Origin of the sequence: Aeromonas sp. CU5 (assembly GCF_002586745.1) — a bacterium.
GTDB lineage: Bacteria > Pseudomonadota > Gammaproteobacteria > Enterobacterales > Aeromonadaceae > Aeromonas > Aeromonas sobria.
On the sequence record NZ_CP023817.1, the window covers coordinates 2369885 to 2390300 of the forward strand.

Annotated in this window: 14 protein-coding genes and 1 pseudogene; 7 read left to right on the forward strand and 8 right to left on the reverse strand. The window is 55.8% G+C overall.

Features of this window, described 5'->3' with window-relative positions; genetic code table 11:
- Window positions 1–73: 73 nt before the first annotated feature.
- Both dnaK and grpE read right to left on the reverse strand, forming a co-directional pair.
- Window positions 74–2005 carry a molecular chaperone DnaK gene (gene dnaK / locus CK911_RS10335; protein ID WP_042018660.1) on the reverse strand — a complete coding sequence of 644 codons (1932 nt, stop codon included), beginning with the start codon at window positions 2003–2005 and terminating at the stop codon, window positions 74–76.
- Window positions 2006–2303: 298 nt separating this feature from the next.
- Window positions 2304–2879 (reverse strand): nucleotide exchange factor GrpE, encoded by a 576-nt coding sequence (gene grpE, locus CK911_RS10340; RefSeq protein ID WP_042018658.1) that lies wholly within the window; start codon window positions 2877–2879, stop codon window positions 2304–2306.
- Window positions 2880–3115: 236 nt separating this feature from the next.
- On the opposite strand from grpE, the gene nadK reads away from it, so the two are divergent.
- The gene (gene nadK, locus CK911_RS10345) at window positions 3116–4000 is read left to right on the forward strand and encodes an NAD(+) kinase (protein ID WP_042018657.1); all 885 of its coding nucleotides are present in this window, start codon (window positions 3116–3118) and stop codon (window positions 3998–4000) included.
- Here the strand turns inward: nadK and CK911_RS10350 are convergent.
- Complete coding sequence (locus CK911_RS10350; protein ID WP_098969864.1) at window positions 3997–4929, reverse strand: LysR substrate-binding domain-containing protein; 933 nt, start codon at window positions 4927–4929, stop codon at window positions 3997–3999. The two genes, nadK and CK911_RS10350, sit on opposite strands and share 4 nt — an antisense overlap.
- A 162-nt stretch (window positions 4930–5091) precedes the next feature.
- Here CK911_RS10350 and CK911_RS10355 point away from each other — a divergent pair, with 162 nt between their 5' ends.
- From CK911_RS10355 to CK911_RS10380, 6 genes are all read left to right on the forward strand, one after another.
- Window positions 5092–6405 carry a 6-phospho-beta-glucosidase gene (locus CK911_RS10355; protein ID WP_098969865.1) on the forward strand — a complete coding sequence of 438 codons (1314 nt, stop codon included), beginning with the start codon at window positions 5092–5094 and terminating at the stop codon, window positions 6403–6405.
- Window positions 6406–6566: 161 nt separating this feature from the next.
- Window positions 6567–8231: a DNA repair protein RecN gene (gene recN / locus CK911_RS10360; RefSeq protein WP_098969866.1), complete on the forward strand. Its 1665-nt coding sequence runs from the start codon at window positions 6567–6569 to the stop codon at window positions 8229–8231.
- Between the two features lie 328 nt (window positions 8232–8559).
- Entirely contained in the window at window positions 8560–9450 is an 891-nt protein-coding gene (locus CK911_RS10365) for a manganese-dependent inorganic pyrophosphatase (RefSeq protein WP_068976648.1), read from the forward strand.
- Window positions 9451–9704: 254 nt separating this feature from the next.
- Complete coding sequence (locus CK911_RS10370; protein WP_098969867.1) at window positions 9705–10868, forward strand: efflux RND transporter periplasmic adaptor subunit; 1164 nt, start codon at window positions 9705–9707, stop codon at window positions 10866–10868.
- Window positions 10865–12823, forward strand: a complete 1959-nt coding sequence (locus CK911_RS10375; protein WP_098969868.1) for a MacB family efflux pump subunit — start codon at window positions 10865–10867, stop codon at window positions 12821–12823. The genes CK911_RS10370 and CK911_RS10375 overlap by 4 nt, the downstream gene beginning before the upstream one ends.
- A gap of 2 nt (window positions 12824–12825) precedes the next feature.
- On the forward strand, window positions 12826–14190 hold the full coding sequence (locus CK911_RS10380; RefSeq protein WP_098969869.1) for an efflux transporter outer membrane subunit: 1365 nt from the start codon (window positions 12826–12828) through the stop codon (window positions 14188–14190).
- A gap of 521 nt (window positions 14191–14711) precedes the next feature.
- On the opposite strand, the gene CK911_RS10385 is transcribed toward CK911_RS10380, so the two are convergent.
- From CK911_RS10385 to CK911_RS10400, 5 genes and pseudogenes are all read right to left on the reverse strand, one after another.
- Window positions 14712–15122, reverse strand: a complete 411-nt coding sequence (locus CK911_RS10385) for an H-NS family nucleoid-associated regulatory protein (RefSeq protein WP_042018649.1) — start codon at window positions 15120–15122, stop codon at window positions 14712–14714.
- Window positions 15123–15740: 618 nt separating this feature from the next.
- Window positions 15741–17480: a PglL family O-oligosaccharyltransferase gene (locus CK911_RS10390; protein ID WP_098969870.1), complete on the reverse strand. Its 1740-nt coding sequence runs from the start codon at window positions 17478–17480 to the stop codon at window positions 15741–15743.
- Window positions 17481–17603: 123 nt separating this feature from the next.
- Window positions 17604–18086 (reverse strand): YjbH domain-containing protein, encoded by a 483-nt coding sequence (locus CK911_RS21655; protein ID WP_367576388.1) that lies wholly within the window; start codon window positions 18084–18086, stop codon window positions 17604–17606.
- Between the two features lie 397 nt (window positions 18087–18483).
- Window positions 18484–18546 (reverse strand): annotated as a pseudogene (locus CK911_RS21660) (hypothetical protein); the annotation flags it as partial.
- 1131 nt (window positions 18547–19677) lie between these two features.
- Complete coding sequence (locus tag CK911_RS10400) at window positions 19678–20409, reverse strand: capsule biosynthesis GfcC family protein (RefSeq protein ID WP_157774553.1); 732 nt, start codon at window positions 20407–20409, stop codon at window positions 19678–19680.
- Window positions 20410–20416: the final 7 nt, after the last annotated feature.

The window sequence follows — 20416 nt, forward strand, 5'->3', positions numbered from 1 at the left end:
TTGGTTACCCAACGCCCGTGAATTCATTGACTAAGCCGATGGGTGAAGCGAACTTCCCCCATCTGGGTAGGGCTTACTTCTTGTCGTCTTTCACTTCTTCGAACTCGGCGTCGACCACGTCGTCGTTAGCCTTGGAAGAAGAGGAGGACTGACCGGCATCAGCACCGGCGGCGCCTTGTTGAGCCTGAGCTTGCTGCTGAGCAATCTCCATCAGCTTCTGGGATGCTTCCAGCAGTGCCTGCTGTTTGGCTTCGATGGCAGCCTTGTCGTCACCCTTGAGGGTGGCTTCCAGCTCGCTCACCGCGGCTTCAATCTTGCTCTTGTCGTCAGCAGGCAGGGCTTCACCGGCTTCGGTGATCTGCTTGCGTACCGAGTGGACCAGACCATCAGCCTGGTTGCGAGTCTGCACCAGCTCTTCGAACTTCTTGTCCTCGGCCGCGTTGGCTTCGGCTTCGCGAACCATGCGCTCGATCTCTTCATCAGACAGACCGGAAGAGGCCTGGATGGTGATCTTCTGCTCTTTGTTGGTCTCTTTGTCTTTGGCAGAGACGTGCAGGATACCGTTGGCATCGATGTCGAAGGTCACTTCGATTTGCGGCAGGCCGCGCTGTGCCGGACGGATACCTTCCAGGTTGAACTGACCCAGTGACTTGTTGTCGCTGGCGCGCTTGCGCTCACCCTGCAGCACGTGAATGGTCACGGCAGACTGGTTGTCTTCGGCAGTGGAGAACACTTGGGATTTCTTGGTCGGGATAGTGGTGTTCTTCTCGATCAGCGCAGTCATCACGCTACCCATGGTTTCGATACCCAGGGAGAGCGGGGTCACGTCCAGCAGCAGTACGTCGGTCTTCTCACCAGACAGTACCGCACCCTGGATGGCAGCACCCATGGCCACGGCTTCGTCCGGGTTAACGTCTTTACGCGGCTCTTTACCAAAGAATTCAGATACGGTCTTCTGCACCATTGGCATACGGGTCTGACCGCCTACCAGGATGATGTCGTCGATCTCACCAATCGCCAGACCAGAGTCTTTCAGCGCCATGCGCACTGGCTCCAGAGAGTCTTTCACCATGTCTTCTACCAGGGATTCCAGCTTGGCGCGGGTCACCTTGATGTTCATGTGCTTGGGACCGGTGGCATCAGCGGTGATGTACGGCAGGTTGACATCAGTCTGCTGGGCAGAGGAGAGCTCAATCTTGGCTTTTTCTGCGGAGTCTTTCAGACGCTGCAGGGCCAGTTGATCGTTGCGCAGGTCGATGCCTTGCTCACGCTTGAACTCGTCAACCAGGTAGTTGATGACGCGGTTGTCGAAGTCTTCACCACCCAGGTGGGTGTTACCGTTGGTCGCCAGTACTTCGAAGGTGGTCTCGCCTTCCACTTCATCGATCTCGATGATGGAGATATCGAAAGTACCGCCGCCCAGATCATATACGGCAACCTTGCGCTCGCCCTTGACCTTGTTCACGCCGTAGGCAAATGCTGCGGCAGTCGGCTCGTTGATGATGCGTTTTACATCCAGACCCGCGATGCGACCAGCATCTTTGGTCGCCTGACGCTGAGCATCGTTGAAGTAAGCTGGCACAGTGATAACGGCTTCAGTGACCGGCTCACCCAGATAATCTTCAGCGGTCTTCTTCATCTTCTTCAGCACTTCGGCAGAGATCTGCGGCGGTGCCATTTTCTTGCCCTTCACTTCAACCCAGGCATCGCCGTTGTCAGCTTTGGCGATGGCATACGGCATGATTTTCAGGTCACGCTGTACTTCTTCATCTTCAAAACGACGACCGATCAGACGCTTGATAGCGAACAGGGTGTTCTTCGGATTAGTGATGGCCTGACGCTTGGCCGGTTGACCAACCAGGATCTCGCCATCATCGGCATAGGCAATGATGGACGGAGTAGTACGATCGCCTTCTGCGTTCTCGATCACGCGAGCAGTGTCGCCATCCAGAATAGCGACGCAGGAGTTGGTAGTACCCAGGTCAATACCGATGATTTTACCCATTTGACGAATCTCCAAAAACTTTGAATAAACTGGCGAGGAACTCGCCTTAATGCGTTAACGGCTAGGTGGGGGCAGCCAATCTGGCTTTCAAGCTCCCGGCATCAAATTTTCTTGTGCCGCCGCGCCTTGCTTCCTATATGGGGTCGCCAGCCGCAGCTTCAAGCCCTAACCCTAAAAAACCACACCCTTTATCATGATTGAGCGACGGTTTTGAACCGTAAAGCCGGACAAGATGACGGGGTGCAGCACAGATAAACAAAAAGCCCGCCACGGGGCGGGCTTGGGTACCCACAACCAATCAGTCGATCGCTTTGGCGATCATCACCATGGCAGGACGGATCACCCGACCGTTCAGCTCATAGCCTTTTTGCATCACGGCGATGACGGTATTGGGTGCCACATCGGCACTCGGGATCATGCTCATCGCCTGATGGGCATTGGGGTCAAACGGCTGATTGGTGGGGTCCAGTGCCACCAGACCGAACTTGGCCACACCGCTCTGCATGGATTTCAGGGTCAGTTCGACACCTTCGATCATCGGCTTGAGGGCTTCGTTCTCTTTGTCGGCCAGCTCGATGGCACGCTCCAGGTTGTCCAGCACTGGCAGCAGCTCGCCTGCGAACTTCTCCAGCGCGAACTTATGCGCTTTCTCCACGTCCTGTGCAGCACGGCGACGATGGTTTTCCATCTCGGCGACGGCGCGAATGGCACGCTCCCGCTCCTCGAGAGAAGCTTGTTGGGCTGCTTCCAGTTGCGCTTCGAGTTCAGCAATGCGGGCCTGTTCGGCTGTCACTTCACTGTCTACATCGGTCGGCTCGACTGGTTGGGCTTCCACTTGCTCCATCGCTTCAACCTTTTGCTCTTCGTGGTTCATGACATCTCCAATTCAGGGTTACTTCAATCATTGCCGCTATTATGGGGATGCAGCCCCGGCTTTCAAGGGGTAAAAGGCCAATCAGGGCTTCTGAACCGCTGCAAGCGGCTATTTGCCCGTGTCACTGACCACTCTTTCGCCAACTGGCGACAGGGGCACCGCACTATCCGGAGCGCCACAAGCGCGGCAAAGCACTGTATACTGGCCCGCAATACCCATCCCAGACCTGACAGACTATGGATTCTCCGTTCAAAACCATCGCCCTGATTGGCAAACCCCACCATGAGGGGGCCAACCAGACGCTGACCGGCCTGCATCAATACCTGACCGCTCGCGGCTTTCGGGTACTGGTGGAGAGCCGGGTCGCCCAGACCCTGAGCATCCTCGATGAAAACGTGATGGATCTGGTACAGCTGGGCCAGCAGGCCGATCTCGCCATAGTGGTCGGCGGTGACGGCAACATGTTGGGGGCGGCACGGGTGCTGTCGCGCTTTGATGTGGCGGTGATCGGGGTCAACCGGGGCAACCTCGGCTTTCTGACCGACCTCTCGCCGCAGGATTATCTGCTGCCGCTGGAGCAGGTGCTCTCCGGCCACTACAAGAGCGAACATCGCTTCCTGCTGGAGGCCTCGGTCTATCGCCACGGCGAGCGCAAGTCGAGCAATCTGGCGGTCAACGAAGCCGTGCTGCACCCGGGCAAGATAGCCCACATGATCGAGTTCGAGGTCTATATCGATGGCAGCTTTATGTATAGCCAGCGCTCGGACGGCATCATAGTGGCCACCCCCACCGGCTCCACCGCTTACTCGCTGTCAGCGGGCGGCCCCATCCTCACCCCCAAGCTCAACGCCATCACGCTGGTGCCGATGTTCCCGCACACCCTGAGCAGCCGCCCCATAGTGCTGGATGCCGACAGCGAAGTGCGCCTGCTGGTCTCGCCAGACAATCAGGACGATGCCATGCAGGTGAGCTGTGACGGTCAGGTGACCCTGGCGGTCCACCCAGGGGACGAGATCCTCATCAAGAAGAGCCACCACCAGCTTCATCTGGTGCATCCGCTCGACTACAGCTACTTCCACGTGCTGCGCAACAAGCTCGGCTGGGGCAGCAAGCTGTTTTAAAGGACAGGATCACTGCCAAGCTGGCTGAGCGCCACCTCGCTGCGCAGCCAGTCGCTAAAGGCGCGAAAACGTGGCCGCTCACGGTTCTCCCGCGGCGAGATCAACTCGTAATTACGCCCGGCTGTCACCGCCGGGCCCCCTACCGCTACCAGCGCGCCCTGCTCCAGCAAGTTACGCACCAGCACCTCCCGCCCCATCGCGACGCCCATGCCACCTTGCGCCGCTTGCAGGGCCATCTGATAGTGATTGAAGCCGTAGTGACGCTGTTCATAGGGCAATGTCATGCCAACGCCATCACACCAAAGACGCCACTCAGAGAAGATCTGCTGTACATCGGTCGATTCGGAGGCATGAATAAAACAGGCATCCACCAGCCGGGACGGATCCGCCAGCAACCCCAGCCGCTCGGCATAGGCGGGGGAGCAGACCGGCAGCAGACGCTCCTCCATCAACAACTCCCGGTGCAGATCACTGCAGCGAGTCGCGCCGTAATAGATCGCCAGATCCACCCGCTCCTCGTTGAAATCCACCGCCCCCGCCCGAACCCGCATCATCACGTTCAGCCCGGGCCAGCGCTGCTGGAAGCGGGGTAACCTTGGCATCAACCAGTTGAGCCCCAGCGTCGGTGCAACCCCCACATGGAGCGTCCCTCGCAGATCTTGGGCCCGGATATCTTCAATCTCCTCGTTGATCTGGCGCAGGGAGTGGCTCAGGGTTGCCAGCAGTCGCGTCCCCTCCTCCGTCAATTCGAGCTTACGAGTCAGGCGAATAAACAGGCGAAAACCCAACAGCCCTTCCAGATGGCGAATGCGGTGGCTGATGGCCCCCTGAGTGAGGTTCATCTCCTCGGCAGCGCGAGTAAAGCTGAGGTGACGGGCCGTGCTCTCGAAGGTGTGCAGCAGGGCCAGGGTATTCTGTTGTACCAGCATGGATAACCTCGTGATGACGCGCGTTGCGGTGCAGGCCATTAGTATGCCATTCACTCTCATGGATTAAACAGGCTAATCCATACCGCCCCTTTTTTCGTTTGTCTGCCCGCCACAGCGCCTCTTTAATAGGATCAAACCCTATCCCTGTTCATGAGGTGGACAATGAAAAACGGACTCAAGATTGTGGTCATCGGTGCAGGCTCCAGCTATACCCCGGAGCTGATCGAGGGATTGATCCAGCGTCAGCACGAGCTGCCGCTGCGCGAACTCTGGCTGGTCGACATCGACGATGGCCGCGAGAAGATGGAGATCATCGCCGCCCTTACCCGCCGTATGCTGGCCAAGGCCGGGCTGGCGGTCAGGGTTGAAACCCGGCTGGAGCGGGAAGAGGCACTGCGCGGCGCCGACTACGTCTGCTCCCAGTTTCGCGCCGGTTGTCTGGAAGCCCGCATCAGCGATGAGCGGATCTCGTTGAAATATGGACTCATTGGACAAGAGACCAACGGACTTGGCGGCTTTGCCAACGCCTGCCGGACAATCCCCATCGCCCTGCAGATCGCCGCCGACATGGAGCGTCTCTGCCCCGATGCCTGGCTGCTCAACTTCACCAATCCGTCAGGCATGGTGACCGAAGCCGTGTTGCGCCACAGCAAGATCAAGGCGGTAGGGCTTTGCAACGTACCTGTGATCATGCAAAAAGGGGTCGCCACCCTGCTGGAGAGCCGCGATGAGCAGGAGTTCATCATGCAGGTGGCGGGACTCAACCACTTTATCTTCGTGCGCCAGATCCAGCATCAGGGCAAGGATAAACTCAGCGAGGTGATCGCCCGGCTCGCGCAAGGGCCCGATCCGCTGGTACCGCGCAATATTCCCCCCTTTGCCTGGCCCAAAGATCTGCTGGCCAATCTGGGCATGATCCCCTGTGCTTATCTGCGCTACTACTACATGAGCGACGATATCCTCAAGCAGGAGCTCGGTGAGGCCAGTGGCGAAGGAACCCGAGGCGAAGTGGTCAAGGCCATCGAACAGCAGCTGTTCGATCTCTATCGCAACCCGGATCTCGCCGAGAAACCGAAGGCGCTGGAAGGACGCGGCGGCCAGTACTATTCAGAAGCAGCGTGCGAACTGATGAGCGCCATCCACAACGACAAGCGCATCATCATGCACGTCAACACCCGCAACAACGGCGCTATCAACGGTCTGCCGGACGAGTGCGCCGTGGAGGTCAGCGCCCTCATCACCAAGTCGGGCCCGCTTGCGCTCAACGTGGCCCCTTTCCCGCAAGACACCCTGCGGCTACTGCAGTTGATGAAGGAGTTCGAACAGCTCACCATCGAAGCAGCCATCACCGGCAACCGCCATACCGCCTGGCGCGCCCTGGTGCTCAACCCGCTCATCACCAGCGGTAGTCGACTGGAGCAGGCGCTGGATGAGGTGATTGCCGCCCATCCAGATCTGATGTCGGCCTTCCACTGATCCCCCGCGTCTCTCTTCGCGGATCTCTCCTCACTATCCCGTGCGGGTCACCACTCTGGTGGCCCGTTATCGTTAAAAATGGCGGCCCCCTCTTTACTGTATATAAGACCAGTATATACTGTATGCATACACAGTAAAGTTGACCTATACAGGATGAGACCATGCTGACCCAGCTGACCGTCAACAACTTCGCCATCGTCAAGTTTCTCGAACTCGATCTGCAACCGGGCATGACCTGCATCACAGGTGAGACTGGTGCCGGTAAATCCATCGCCATCGACGCCCTTGGTCTCTGTCTCGGGGAACGAGCCGAAGCGGGCATGGTGCGACCCGATAGCGACAAAAGCGAGGTCAGCGCCCGCTTCCTGCTGGACAACAACCCGGCCGCCCGCGCCTGGCTAGCCACCAACGAACTGGAAAACGAAGGTGAGTGTATCGTGCGGCGAGTCATCTCCGCCGAAGGGCGCTCGCGCAGCTATATCAATGGCGTGCCCGTCCCCCTCACCCAGCTCAAAAATCTGGGCCAACAACTGGTCAACGTCCATGGCCAGCATGCTCATCAGATGCTGCTCAAGCCTGATTACCAGCTCGCCCTGCTCGACGGTTATGCCGGTCACCATCTGCTGCTCAATGAAGTGCGCCAGCATTATCAACTGTGGCGCCAGCTGCAAAACGAGCTGAACCGGCTCAAGGCCGAGCAGCAACAGCGGGAAGCCCGCCGCCAGCTCATCGAATATCAGGTGCAGGAGCTCGATGAATTTGCCCTGCAGCCGGGGGAGTTCGAGCAGATAGAAGAGGAGCACCAGCGTCTCGCCAACGGCACTGATTTGATGCAAGAGTGCGGCGCCTGCCTCGATCTGCTCTATGACAATGAAGAGACCACCATCGCCGGTCTGCTGCAAGTGGCAGTAGACAGAGCCGAAGGACTGGTCGCCATGGACAGCCGCCTCACCCCGGTACTGGAGATGCTGAACGAAGCCCTGATCGGGGTGCAGGAGAGCCACAGCGAGCTGCGCAGCTACCTCGATCAGCTGGAGCTGGATCCCGAACGCTTCAATGAGCTGGAAGCCCGCCTCTCCAAGGCGATCAATCTGGCCCGCAAGCACCACGTCAAACCAGCAGATCTGGCCCAGCACCATCAGGAGCTGGCCTCCGATCTCGCCCGCCTCAACTCCGACGAGGAGCGGTTAGAGGGGATGGAAGATGAGCTGGCCGAGGCCCGTCAGGCTTTTGTCCAGGCTGCCGAAGCCCTGAGCCAGAGCCGTCAGCGTTACGCCCAGGAGCTGGGCGCCAAGGTAACTAGCAGCATGCACGAGTTGGCAATGCCCGATGGCCGTTTTGCCATCGAGGTACGCCCCGATGCCCAGAGCAGCCTCTCCCCACTGGGTATAGATCGGGTGGAATTCATGGTCACCACCAACCCGGGCCAACCCATTCAGCCACTTGGCAAGGTAGCGTCAGGGGGTGAACTGTCGCGTATCAGCCTTGCCATCGTGGTGATCAGTGCCCGCAAGATCTCCACCCCAACCCTGATTTTCGATGAGGTGGATGTGGGGATCAGCGGCCCGACTGCCGCCGTGGTAGGTCGCCTGCTGCGCCAGCTCGGGGAGTCCACTCAGGTGATGGTGGTCACTCACTTGCCGCAGGTGGCAGGCAACGGCCACCAGCATATGGTGGTGAGCAAGCATACCGACGGCAAAACCACCGAAACCCAAATGAGCGCCCTTGATGAGACCGCCCGTCTCAATGAGCTGGCACGGCTGCTCGGTGGCGACCAGATCACAGACAACACCCTGGCCAATGCCCGCGAGCTGCTGCGCCGCTGAATCAGGTGATAAGGCAGATTTGCAGAGATGGCGACTGATAGGGCTGACCAAACATGCTGACGGCGCTGGCACAAGCGAACGCCATTGCCCTCGCAGTCAGCAATAGCCAATAGCCAATAGCCAATAGCCAATAGCCAATAGCCAATAGCCAATAGCCAATAGCCAATAGTGAGAACCGAACTCGCGTCAGGATTACCGACCCAGATCAATAAAATAGCGAGTTAGGCGAAGCTGGCAGCAACATGGGCGCGGATCCGGTTGCCTTCATGCAGCGGATTTCGCATAGTGTTGCCCCCCTTTATGGGTATCCAATTGTGAGGCTTTGTCTATGATCCACGTTTTTGGTCACAAGAATCCTGATAGCGACAGTATCTGCAGTGCGCTGGTTATCACCGACTGGCTCAATGGCCAGGGCCGTCAGGCCACCCCATGGCGTCTGGGTGACCTGCGCACCGAAACCCGTTTTATTCTGGAGCAGGCTGGCGTCAGCGAACCCGAGTTGCTGACCAAAGATCTGACCGGTGAAGATGTCTGGCTGGTGGATTTCAGTGATCTGGAACAGGGCCCCGCCACACTGGCACAAGCCAATGTACTGGGTCTGGTGGATCACCACCGTCTCGGCACCCTGGTCACCCAGTCTCCACTGGATGCCTGGATCCGTGCCGTCGGCTGCACCTGCACCATCGCCTTCGATCTGTTGAGCCAGCAAGGTACCGTGACCCGCAGCCAGGCTCGCCTGATGCTGGGTGCCATCATGAGCGACACCCTCTGTCTCACCTCGCCGACCACCACCGAGCAGGACAAGATCGCTTGTGAGCGTCTGGCGCCGCTGGCCGAGGTCTCACTGGCCGAGTTCGGCCAACAGCTGCTGATGGCAAAAACCGACCTGAGCGGCCTGACCCCGGCTCAACTGCTGCAGCAGGATGAGAAAGCGTTCCAGGCGGAAGGTTACAACTTCATCATGAGCCAGATCGAAGTGGGCAGTGAGCAGCAGCTTGCCGAGCAACTGCCGGCGCTGCAGCAGGAGATGGTCCAGCGCGTGGCGAGCGAAGGGCTCGACTTCTTCGTACTGATGGTGACTGACCTGACGGCTGCCGCCAGCCGCATCTACTTTACTGCGCACCCGAAAGTACCGGCAGAATCCAGCTACCACCCGGGCTTTGTTAGCCGCAAGAAGCAGGGTCTGCCCTGGGTGATGGATCTGCTGGCCAAGGCCTGATCCTCACTCCCCATAACACATTCCAAAGCCCTGCCTCTGCGCAGGGCTTTTTTCATCACCACTGCCAGCAGCACTCCCCGCCCTGTTTTGCTAACCATCTCGCTCATCCCTCTTGCCTCCCGCATATCCCTTTGCCTACTTATTGACAGTTAACCCCATAACTTTGCTTACATATTTGCGGCTGTTATTTATCAGGGCTTTGCTGCAGGATAATCGCCGCGCACAACCCTTTTCCGTTTCCATTCAGGTGATCGATGAACATAACCCCCAAGCAGAGAACCCTGGCCATCACCATTCTGATCGCCGTGGTGCTCCTCGGCTGGCTGCTCTGGCCCAGTCAACCCCCCAAGGCGATGCTGACCGCTCAGGTGACCCGCGAGGATATTGCCCAGACCGTGCTGGCCAGTGGCGTGCTGCAGGCTGTTGAGCAGGTGGATGTGGGTGCCCAGGTTTCCGGTCAGGTTACCAAGCTGGCCGTCGAGGCCGGTGATCAGGTCAAGCAGGGAGACCTGCTGGCCGAGATCGATCCCCTGATTGCCCAGAACAACCTCAAGACGGCCGAGGCGGAGCTTGCCAGCAACCGCGCACAGCTCAAGATCAAGCAGGCGCAACTCAAACAAAACGAGCTCGCTTGGCGGCGCCAGCAACAGATGTTCAAGCAGGAGGCGAGTTCACGGGCCGATCTGGAGAGCGCTGAGGCACTGCTGGCCGTCACCCGCGCCGAACTGCAAAACAGTCAGGCCAATATCGACAGCGCCCTGATCAAGGTTGATCGGGCCAGAACCGAGCTAGGCTACACCAAGATCCTGGCGCCGATGGATGGCACCGTCATCAGCATTGTGACCCGTCAGGGCCAGACTCTGGCTGCCAGCCAGACGGTGCCGACCGTGCTCAAGCTGGCCAACCTCGAGACCATGACGGTCAAGGCGCAGATCTCCGAAGCCGATGTCACCAAGGTCAACGCCGGCATGCCGGTCTACTTCACCCTGATTGGCGATCCGGATACCCGCTATCAGGGCACGCTGCGCGCCGTGGAGTTAGCGCCTACCAACATCAACGATCAGGCCGCTACCGGCACCACCACCAACAATGCGGCTGTCTACTACTACGCCCTGTTCGATGTGCCCAATCCCGGCCATACCCTGCGGGTGGCAATGACCACCCAGGTGACCATAGTGCTCGGCGAGCGCAAGCAGGTACTCACTGTGCCGCAGACCGCCCTTGGCAAGCAGCTGGCCGACAACGAGTATGAGGTGACCCTGGTCAAGGAGGGCGATCAGAGCGAGACCCGTACCATCAAGACCGGCATGAAGGACGAGATCCGCATTGAGGTGATCAGCGGGCTGACCGAGAAGGAGGAGGTGCAGCTCAATCACGGCGCCCCCGCCGCCAATGATGATATGGCGGTGATGCTATGAGTGAGCCCCTGAGCCAGCTGCCGTTGATCCAGCTGAAAGGGGTCGAGCGACGCTATCAGAGCGGCGACAGCGAGGTCACCGTGCTCCACCCTCTTGACCTCACTATCGCGGCAGGAGAGATGATCGCCATTGTCGGCGCGTCCGGCTCCGGCAAGTCGACCCTGATGAACCTGCTGGGTTGTCTGGATAGCCCGAGCAGCGGTCAGTATCTGTTTCGCGGTCAGGACACCGCCACCATGGATGCGTTGGCGCTGGCCCGGCTTCGCTGCCACCACTTCGGCTTTATCTTTCAGCGCTACCACCTGCTGCCCCATCTCGATGCCGCCGCCAACGTGGAGATCCCCGCCGTCTATGCCGGCACCAACCGCCCGGATCGCCAAGCGCGTGCGCGCCAGCTGCTAGACAGACTGGGACTGCGCGATCGCAGCCACCATAACCCGGGTCAGCTCTCCGGCGGTCAGCAGCAGCGGGTCAGTATCGCCCGGGCACTGGCCAACGGCGGCGAGGTGATCCTCGCCGATGAACCGACCGGCGCGCTGGATAGCCAGAGCGGCAAGGAGGTGATGGCGATCCTCAAGGAGCTGCACGCTCAGGGTCACACCATCATTCTGGTCACCCACGATATGGACGTGGCCAGCCATGCCGACCGGATCATCACCCTCAAGGATGGTCGGGTAGAGCAAGATAGCGGCACGCGCCAAACGGCCGTGCTGGCCCCAACCACCAACATCGCACCCAATAAAGGCGCCATGGGCCACGACTGGGATCGCTATCGGGAAGCGGGACGCATGGCGATCCATGCCATGCTCGCCCACCGAATGCGCACCTTCCTCACCATGCTCGGCATCATCATCGGCATCGCCGCCGTGGTGAGCGTGGTCGCCCTTGGTCAGGGGGCCCGCGCCAAGGTGATCGACCAGATCAATGCAATGGGCACCAACACCATCGAAATCTTCCCGGGCAAGGGGTGGGGCGATGAGAAGATGGCCAGCATCCAGACTCTCAACAAGGGGGATCTCGATGCCCTGCTGGGGCAACCCTATCTTGCGGGCGCCAGCCCCGAGATTGGCAGCTCCGGCCAGTTGCGCTATCGCAACAAGACCAACAGCGGCAACGTGACCGGGGTCGGTAACGACTATTTCAAGGTGAAGGGGATGACGCTGGTCAGTGGTCGCTTACTGGAATGGCAAGATATCCAGCAGCGTGCCGCCGTCGCCGTGGTGGACAAGAAGAGTATTACCAGCCTGCTTGGCAAGGATGATCCGGTCGGCAAGGTGGTACTGGTCGGCACCCTGCCGGTGCGTATTGTCGGGGTGGTCTCGCAGGAGACCGGCTTCGGTCCCACCAGCCAGTCGGTCAATATCTGGCTGCCCTACAGCGCGGTGATGAGTCGCCTCATCTCGCAGCACCACTTCAGCCAGATCACCATCCGGGTCAAGGACGGAGTACAACCGGCACTGGCCGAGCAGGCGGTGATCGAGCTGATCACCCAACGCCACGGGGTGAAGGATTTCTTCACCTTCAGCAGCGACAGCATCATCAAGTCGGTGGAGAAAACCACCGCCACCATGACTCTGATGGTCTCGGCCATCGCGGTGATCTCGCTGATCGTCGGCGGGGTGGGCGTGATGAACATCATGCTGGTGTCGGTGGTGGAGCGCACCCGCGAGATCGGCATTCGCATGGCCGTGGGCGCCCGCCAGTCGGACATCCTGCAGCAATTTCTGATTGAAGCCGTGATGGTCAGCCTGCTGGGGGGGATCTTCGGCGTCGGCCTCTCTCTTGGCATTGGCGCACTCTTTTCACTGCTGGTGGACTCCATCAAGATGCAGTTCTCGCTCTTCTCCATCCTGATGGCCTTTGGCTGCTCGTCACTCATCGGGATCCTGTTTGGTTACCTGCCGGCACGCAATGCGGCGCGGCTCGACCCTGTTGTCGCACTGGCGAGGGAATAACAATGCACAAACTCTCCTGGCTGGCTCTCTGTATGGCCCTCAGCGGCTGCAGTCAGCACAGCACCTATCAAAGACCCGAGCTGGGGCTTGCCCCCACATGGCAACAGGCAGACGGCGCCCGACTGGCTGCGCAGGCTGGCCCCTGGTGGCGGGAATTTCATGATCCCCGGCTCGACAAACTGGTCGAATCGGTACTGGCCGCCAACCCGGACATGCGTGTGGCGGCCCTCAAGCTCAAAAGCGCCCGACTGGGCGCCGAGCAGGCAGATACCAACCTCACCCCTTCGGTCAATGGCACTATCGGCGCCAGCGGCAACAAGGATCTGAAAACCGGCAAAGGCACCAACAGTCTGGGTCCCTCGCTGAGCCTCAGTTACGAAGTAGATTTGTGGGGCAAGCTCGCCTCGGTGCGAGATCAGGCAAGTTGGGAGGCGGCGGCAAGCGAGCAGGATCTCGCCAGCACCCGACTGCTGCTGATCGGCAATACCCTGGAGCAGTATTGGCAGCTCGGCTATCTCGGCTCTGCCATCGCGCTCGGAGAACAGCAGTTGGCCAACCTGGCGCGAACCGAGCAGCTGACCCGGACCAAATACCAGGCTGGCGCCATCACCCGGCTCGATGTGGCGCAGGCACGCCAGCAACTGGCAGGCCAACAGGCCGAGCTGGCCTCCCTCAAGGCGCAGCAGGAGCAGGCTCGCAACGCTCTGCGTCTGCTGCTTGGGCGCAGCAGCGGGCCGCTGGAGTATGCACCCGCTTCCCTTGCAAACCAGACCATTCCTGAACTTGCGGTGGGTATCCCGGCCGATGTGCTGGCCCGCCGCCCCGACGTCAAAGCGGCCGAATTGCGGCTGCGCAAGACGCTGGCAAAAGGGGACGAGATCCGCACCAGCTTCTACCCCAACCTGACCCTGACCGGCAGTGCCAGCACGGCATCCGATCGACTGGCGCAGGTGCTGCAAAATCCGGTCGGTACGCTGGGAGCCAGCCTCGCCCTCCCCTTCCTCGAATACAACCGTACCCAGCTCGCCATCGAAAGCTCCGAGCTCGATTACCAGATCGCCGAAACCGAGTTTCGCAAACAGCTCTACACCGCACTGGTGGAAGTGGAAGACAATCTGGCCGCCCGCCACTATGGCCAGCAGCGGCTCGATTATCTGCAGGAACAGCTGAGTTATGCCCAGGAGGCCGAGCGGCTGGCCAAGGCCCGCTTCCAGGCGGGAGCAACCGGCGTACAAGCCTGGCTCGATGAGCAGAACCGACTGTGGGATGCCCAGCAGAGCCTGCTGGCCCAGCAAAAAGAGCAGCTCACCACCACCGCCAAAATCTATCGCGCCTTGGGTGGCAGCGATAGCGTGATGCCCCGCTAACGGTTCACTCGACTATTCCTCACCCAGCAATACCCCACTCTGCCAGCAGAGTGGGGCTTCCATCGCCATACACCATACAGACCCCCGATCTCACACTGCAGCCGAACTCCATTGCCCATCATCAAGTGGCAGAAATGGCAGCGCAGCCAATTCCGTACGTCGGCCACCCTGAATATCCCGACGATCCCTTGCAGCAGTCTTGATGCGGAAAGCCTCCTGTAGAGATAACGGTTACCGGATATTCCATCAGCAGGCGGAATTCTGTTGCTGGACGATGCCAGTGAATCGCGAGAAACATATCCGGAGATCGTATCTGCACTGCGTGTACAAATAGCGTTATCGCACCGGAGCTCAGCACGGCAGAATTAATCGCAAATAGTGAGTGATATTGAGTAAAGTAACAGCAAAAAGGATACAAGCGAGGATGTAGGTAACAGCGGAGGGGATTGGATAACGCGAGCAAAACGGCAAAAAATAATGCCGCCCTTGGGCGGCATTATTCAATCTCTGAACCTGACGAATTAGATCAGGAAATCGTTCAGGTCTTTACCCAGAGCTACTTGAGCAGCAATGGCTTTCGGCATACGGCCTTGACCGGTCCAAGTTTTCATTTGACCGTCTTCTTCATACTGATATTTGGCCGGACGCGGAGCACGCTTGCTCTTGGCAGCACCGGCAGAAGCAGCGGGGGCAGCAGCGCTAGCCAGCAGCTCGCGAGGATCAATACCCGCCTGCTGCAGCATTTCGGTAAATTCATTCAGCTTGCGCTGACGCTCTTCCTGTTCAGCTCGGTCCTGTTCAACAGAAGCAGCGCGCTCTTGATAAACCAGGTCAAACTTCTCTTTAGCTTCCAGCAGTTGCTCAAACGGCAGCTCACGAATAGCGGCGCGCAGACTGCGAATGTTCAGCAGAACTTTCAGAAACTCGTTCATTATTTCCTCACAAAAAAGTCGGTTACAGGGATAACCGTTTCAGAATAGCATGGACAATTCTCGACAACATACAGTTTTTCTATATTAACGTTCTTTTTTTCTTAATTTTCACCATTGAGATCGAGTGCGCGTCACTATCAATAACAAACAAGCTGAAATGCAGATCTTTGAGGTTGTAGGTTGATTACCATGTTGTGCACAAGAAAAGTCGGTATTTCAAGACTCATTAATTTCCAGTTCAGTATCCAACAGACTGACTCTGTGACCTGTTATATAAGCCTTGAGCGCTCATTTCTACCATATGCTCAGCATCATTTGGTAAGCCTGCGACTCTCCGTTTAGCCATGAGCAAACCAGGATCCCACACAGTTCACCCGATGACGAGGAGTATGTCCCAATTGACCATCAATGTATGCAAAACCATCAATTAAAAACAGATAACCATATATAAATCATAACCTTGCAATCACACTGTGACTTTTCAATGTATGTATTTCATAACCAGTTTTGTAGATGTATGTACCAGAAAACAAGCTGTTCAGATGCCGGTAATCCAGAAGGCAAGCAATAAAACGCCAGCCTTTGTGAAGGGCTGGCTTTCTACGTAGTCAAATAGCACTATTTATTTTTGGTTATATTCTTGCCTGATTGATCAACCCCGGTAATCACTGCCGTTGCAGCCGACCCAGTCAAAATGGGCTCGGATGGATAGAGCTTAAGTGCTGCTGCTCGCATCGCATTGGCTTCCTCCGTACGACCCAATGCATTAAGTGCTATCACCATATTGGCGTATATGTTGGCACGTGGTGTATGGCGTACGAATGCCTGCCCCCACTCCAGATAAGCTTCCAGTTCAGCCTTGTTACTTGTCTGCAAACCCACCATTAGACGAACCGAGTTCACATCAAACTCGACTCGGGTCAACCAAGCCATGGGATTGACAATATCGAGTAGCAAGGTCGGCTCTTTATACCCACCTCTTTCATACTTGGTGACTACCCAGGCGGTGTGAATTGCAGTGAGCATAAAGGGGACCACCAACAGCGGGATCGCGATCGCCATAAATCGCAGCAACAACCAGGGGCGGCACGCCATATCCCACCATGATGAGCAAGCACGGCTCGCCAATCTGGTCTCTTCAATTTCGGTATCGATGATATAAATCAGCGTCAGCAACAACCACCACAACACGATTGCATGGTAAAGAGGATATTCCGTCTGGGTATGGAGCAATATCGGTGTCACTAGGGCAAGCAGCCCCATGGCATTTACCCAACGGACACTCGCCAGACGCCATAATAATGCGCCGCCCATGATCACCATGCCGATCATAGGTGCAATGCCCCCCTCAACAGCCCAATAGAGAAACTCGTTGTGGGGGTGGTCAAGATTGTACTCAATCTGCACCATAGATGGATTCAGCGCTTTATCAGCCATGTAGTGATGGAGAAAAACAGATTCAAAACTGCCGTATCCCCAACCACTCCAGGGAGCCTGTGCAATCAGTTTTGCCGCATAAGGCCAGTAAATAGAGCGCATACCACCGGACTGATAGATCTCTAATCCGCGCTTTGCTCCAGCCATCCAATATTGTGATAACAGGCCAATAGCTACAGCAAGGATAACCAGACCCAATATACGCCATAGCAGCCGTTGTCGATAAAGCTGAGGCATCAGTAAGAACAGGGCTATCAGGCCGCCTAATTGCCCCACTCGGGATTGCAAAACAACCAGCAACAGTGATGCAGATAGAATGACGCCATAACGCAGAGCCATCAGTAAGCGACCAGCTTCTCTACGTAGCTCCAGCCAGATGGCAAGGGCAATCCCGGTCGCCATAAAAGTAGCCATCACATTCGGCTGTTGAAAGATCCCGTAAGGGCGATTGGCTTTGGTGTCATAGCCAATCCAGTTACCTGGCGTCAACAGATAGAATTGCACCAGACCCAATACCGCCTCCATCGCGATCGCAATCAGGATGAGATAGAGCAAGCGATCACGCTGCTGCCGATTAAAGCGCCATTGATAGAGCCCAAACAAAAACAGCAGACCAGCAAAAAGCCCCAGTAATCGGGGAATGGCATAATCCTTGAGTACAAATCCTGGATAGAGCATCGGGAGCAGCAGCAAGAGTGCCCCTATCCATAAGCCAGCCTGCAATGGAGAAAAAACCAGACGCTGGCGTAACGTCACCTTCCACAATCCCAACCCGATAGCCAGACTGGCGAAAATCCATCCCCACGCATTAAAGGGCAGATAGAGCCCAGCACCACCTGGATTGTGCATAAAAAAGTGCATACCGAACAACCAATAAGCGATAAAGAGTACGCCAAACACACCATTTATGTTTTTAATCATCATGCATTCCTAGCATAATTTCTTCAGATTGCCATATTTCTTGGGTAGATAATAAAAGAGCGAGCAGTTTACAACTGCTCGCTCTGTTTTATGAAGAAAGATCGGCCTTATGGCAACTTTCGATTACTGCAACTCTGTCAAACCGTAAAGACCACTCTTGCGGCTCAACATCTGGCCTCCATCCCGTGTCAAAGGAACCCACCCAATACTTCCTTTCGCGGTTGTTGGTTTGAGCAGCATCAAATCAAAAGGTATCGTGACATAAATTCCTTTAGTAAAACTACCTTCACCATACTCGTCCGCAGAGACATCTGTAAATGTTGCATATCCCCCCAAGATAACGCCCGAATCAAACCGTTTGGAGAAGTCGAATGTAGCGCCTTTGTCACCAGCTAAATACTGACCAACGGCGACTTTGGCTGTGACATTACTCATGAATGGTAACTGCCAATAAGCAGTAACATGTCCGGTCATCACATCGTAATCAGCCATTTTCAGGGTGTTGTTCCAGTCTCGCTGTTTCACCCAGTTGGCATCAACGCCAATGGCCCAAGCCTTACCATATGGACGATAGAGTACCTCACTCCCCACGCCTGCATACATCATCTCCAAATATCCCCCATAAACTTACCCGTACCAATCTTGAGAAAGTGGTTGCATATGGGTTAACTGCAAGTTGTTGAGTAATACATCTGAGGAATCTACATACTCACGAATCCACGTCCGAACTCGTGGTAAGGCCGCGCCATCTGGAGGAGGGGCTTTATAATTAAACTCATCGTAGTTATTCGCCAGATTGACAAACAGCGTACCCTGCAAGCTGTTGTTTTCATTTATACGCCAATCAGCATTGGCATTAATGCCTAACTGATACATATAGAAAGACTCTGCACCACCAAATGATTGCGTCAGATCTGGATCAAAAGAGTATGAAAAAGCTTTGCGCTCAGAGGCATAGATGGGTTTCCCCTGAATTTTTCCTGCAGCCTGCACCGTCGATTTTTCATGCTGTTCGTCTCCCAATACCTGTACCACATTTGCACGACGAACAGATGGGAGATCGATGCGGGTCTCTTGTAACTGGAAATTCGCCTTACGTTCAACGACATTCAGTTCATCGACCGTACCAGGCAAATAATTTGCGGCTAACAAAGAGGCTCTCTTCATCGCCTCACTCTCATCGCGATACTTGCTCTGCGTACCGATGACAGTCACAGTATTGCTAGTTGTGTAAAACTCAGTATCTTGCCAACCAGCATTATCTTTCAAATCAGCGGTTAGCGCTTGCCACTTCACGTCCGTCATGATGGCTGGAACTTGGCCAGGCTGATAAATGGGTCTCGGCTGGTCAATATGAGCTGGTTTCATATCATTAAAGTTAGTCCGAAAAGTCACCCCCCACATCAAGGTGTTTCCTCTCTGCCAGCTAATATGACTATCCAGATTATCGAAAACGCGGTACACAGCCCCTATATTCCAAGGTGAATTTTGAGATATATGGCCAGCAAACTCTTTGCTATAATCATTGCCATCATATTCCAACTTCAACCTAAGTGGTTGCCATGGTGTTTGATACTCAACACCACCGAAGAGTGCTGCTGGCCCATGAAACAAGCTATCAAACTCAAACTTACCACCATTACCGGAGAAGCTATTATTTCTTTGACACCAGCTATCTTTATACTCACAAAATGGGTTTTTAACATTACCACTTTCGGCCATATTTCCCCAGCCAATACCGATAGTAAAATCAAATGGACCATAGCGTTTGCTAGCCGTCACAAACTCACTGTCAAAGAGACCGGTCCCCATTAAATCTCTAAATCCCACAGAAACCTGTGGCAGATAGTTAGATTCTTGCCAAAGACGGAACTTGAAATCCATTCCTTTGTCTTTATAGGTTTGATCACCACTAAACTCTTCGTACGGACTATATTTTTTTGTTCTTACGTCTGTGTATCTTAGTGTCGCTTCAAACCAATCAAACGGCTGCGCGGAGATAGACCATCTACGATATTGGTCATTATCAACATAGTTGGCACTGAATTCACCTTCTTTGGCCATTCGCGCGGTAGGCATTTGAAGCAGCCCCCCCCACCGAAATCACCCTGTGAGGGACCATAAGGATCAATAACAGACTCTGCAGCACAAACAGCCCCTGAAACAAAGATCGCAATATATTTCAATTTAGGCAACATCATTCTGGTACTCGATTAGCAAGCAGATTGGTAATACGAATGTTGATATCTCTATACTGCTCAGGAAGGAGCTGGGGATCAAAACCGACAAAGAGCGTGGCACCCGCCATAGGTTCACGATGCAGTTTGTTCCAATTCGCCACAGGAACGCGACTAATAGATCCGTCAGGCTGGATCAGGAATGCTTCATTCTGCGCAGCGCCTGCCAACAAGTGGTAATCCTGCCAATAGCTTGCCAAACTAGCTCCAGATTGAAGAGGCTGTTTACTGCGACCGTTAATCAGTCCTACGAAGTAGATAAAGTCGGGTCTTGAAGCAACAAAGAGGGTGTACTGTCCTTTTAACAGTGGATTACCATTCGGATCAATTCTGGACTTCGCTGGGTCTAATGCGATTGACAAACGGCCACTGACAGGAACTTTGTCCAGCTCTTGTAGTAACTGCTGAGTTGACTGGATCAATGCGCCTTTGTCACCCTCTCGCATCCAAAATACCTGGAGTGCTTTAAGATCCTTGAGCAAATTCTCTTTAGTCGTCTGGAACGCTGTGATTGTCTTTTCATTAGCTATTTGTGCAGTACGCCAATATATATCCTTAGGCAATTTAACATTAAATAACAGGTCTGCAAGTCTGGCTCCATCGTGAAACTCAATCTTTACTGTAGAATGACGTTCAAAAATCACGTCTACATCAGCTTGAGCCAAAGCAAAAAATGGTATGAGACCGATCATCAGGTAT

What these genes read in the sequence shown, in the direction of transcription:
- CK911_RS10350 (WP_098969864.1), bottom strand. Translation starts at nt 4,929, where the DNA reads ATGCTGGTACAACAGAATACCCTGGCCCTGCTGCACACCTTCGAGAGC.
- dnaK (WP_042018660.1), bottom strand. Translation starts at nt 2,005, where the DNA reads ATGGGTAAAATCATCGGTATTGACCTGGGTACTACCAACTCCTGCGTC.
- CK911_RS10390 (WP_098969870.1), bottom strand. Translation starts at nt 17,480, where the DNA reads ATGATTAAAAACATAAATGGTGTGTTTGGCGTACTCTTTATCGCTTAT.
- CK911_RS10380 (WP_098969869.1), top strand. Translation starts at nt 12,826, where the DNA reads ATGCACAAACTCTCCTGGCTGGCTCTCTGTATGGCCCTCAGCGGCTGC.
- grpE (WP_042018658.1), bottom strand. Translation starts at nt 2,879, where the DNA reads ATGAACCACGAAGAGCAAAAGGTTGAAGCGATGGAGCAAGTGGAAGCC.
- CK911_RS10385 (WP_042018649.1), bottom strand. Translation starts at nt 15,122, where the DNA reads ATGAACGAGTTTCTGAAAGTTCTGCTGAACATTCGCAGTCTGCGCGCC.
- CK911_RS10370 (WP_098969867.1), top strand. Translation starts at nt 9,705, where the DNA reads ATGAACATAACCCCCAAGCAGAGAACCCTGGCCATCACCATTCTGATC.
- CK911_RS10365 (WP_068976648.1), top strand. Translation starts at nt 8,560, where the DNA reads ATGATCCACGTTTTTGGTCACAAGAATCCTGATAGCGACAGTATCTGC.
- nadK (WP_042018657.1), top strand. Translation starts at nt 3,116, where the DNA reads ATGGATTCTCCGTTCAAAACCATCGCCCTGATTGGCAAACCCCACCAT.
- CK911_RS10400 (WP_157774553.1), bottom strand. Translation starts at nt 20,409, where the DNA reads ATGATCGGTCTCATACCATTTTTTGCTTTGGCTCAAGCTGATGTAGAC.
- CK911_RS10355 (WP_098969865.1), top strand. Translation starts at nt 5,092, where the DNA reads ATGAAAAACGGACTCAAGATTGTGGTCATCGGTGCAGGCTCCAGCTAT.
- recN (WP_098969866.1), top strand. Translation starts at nt 6,567, where the DNA reads ATGCTGACCCAGCTGACCGTCAACAACTTCGCCATCGTCAAGTTTCTC.
- CK911_RS21655 (WP_367576388.1), bottom strand. Translation starts at nt 18,086, where the DNA reads ATGATGTATGCAGGCGTGGGGAGTGAGGTACTCTATCGTCCATATGGT.
- CK911_RS10375 (WP_098969868.1), top strand. Translation starts at nt 10,865, where the DNA reads ATGAGTGAGCCCCTGAGCCAGCTGCCGTTGATCCAGCTGAAAGGGGTC.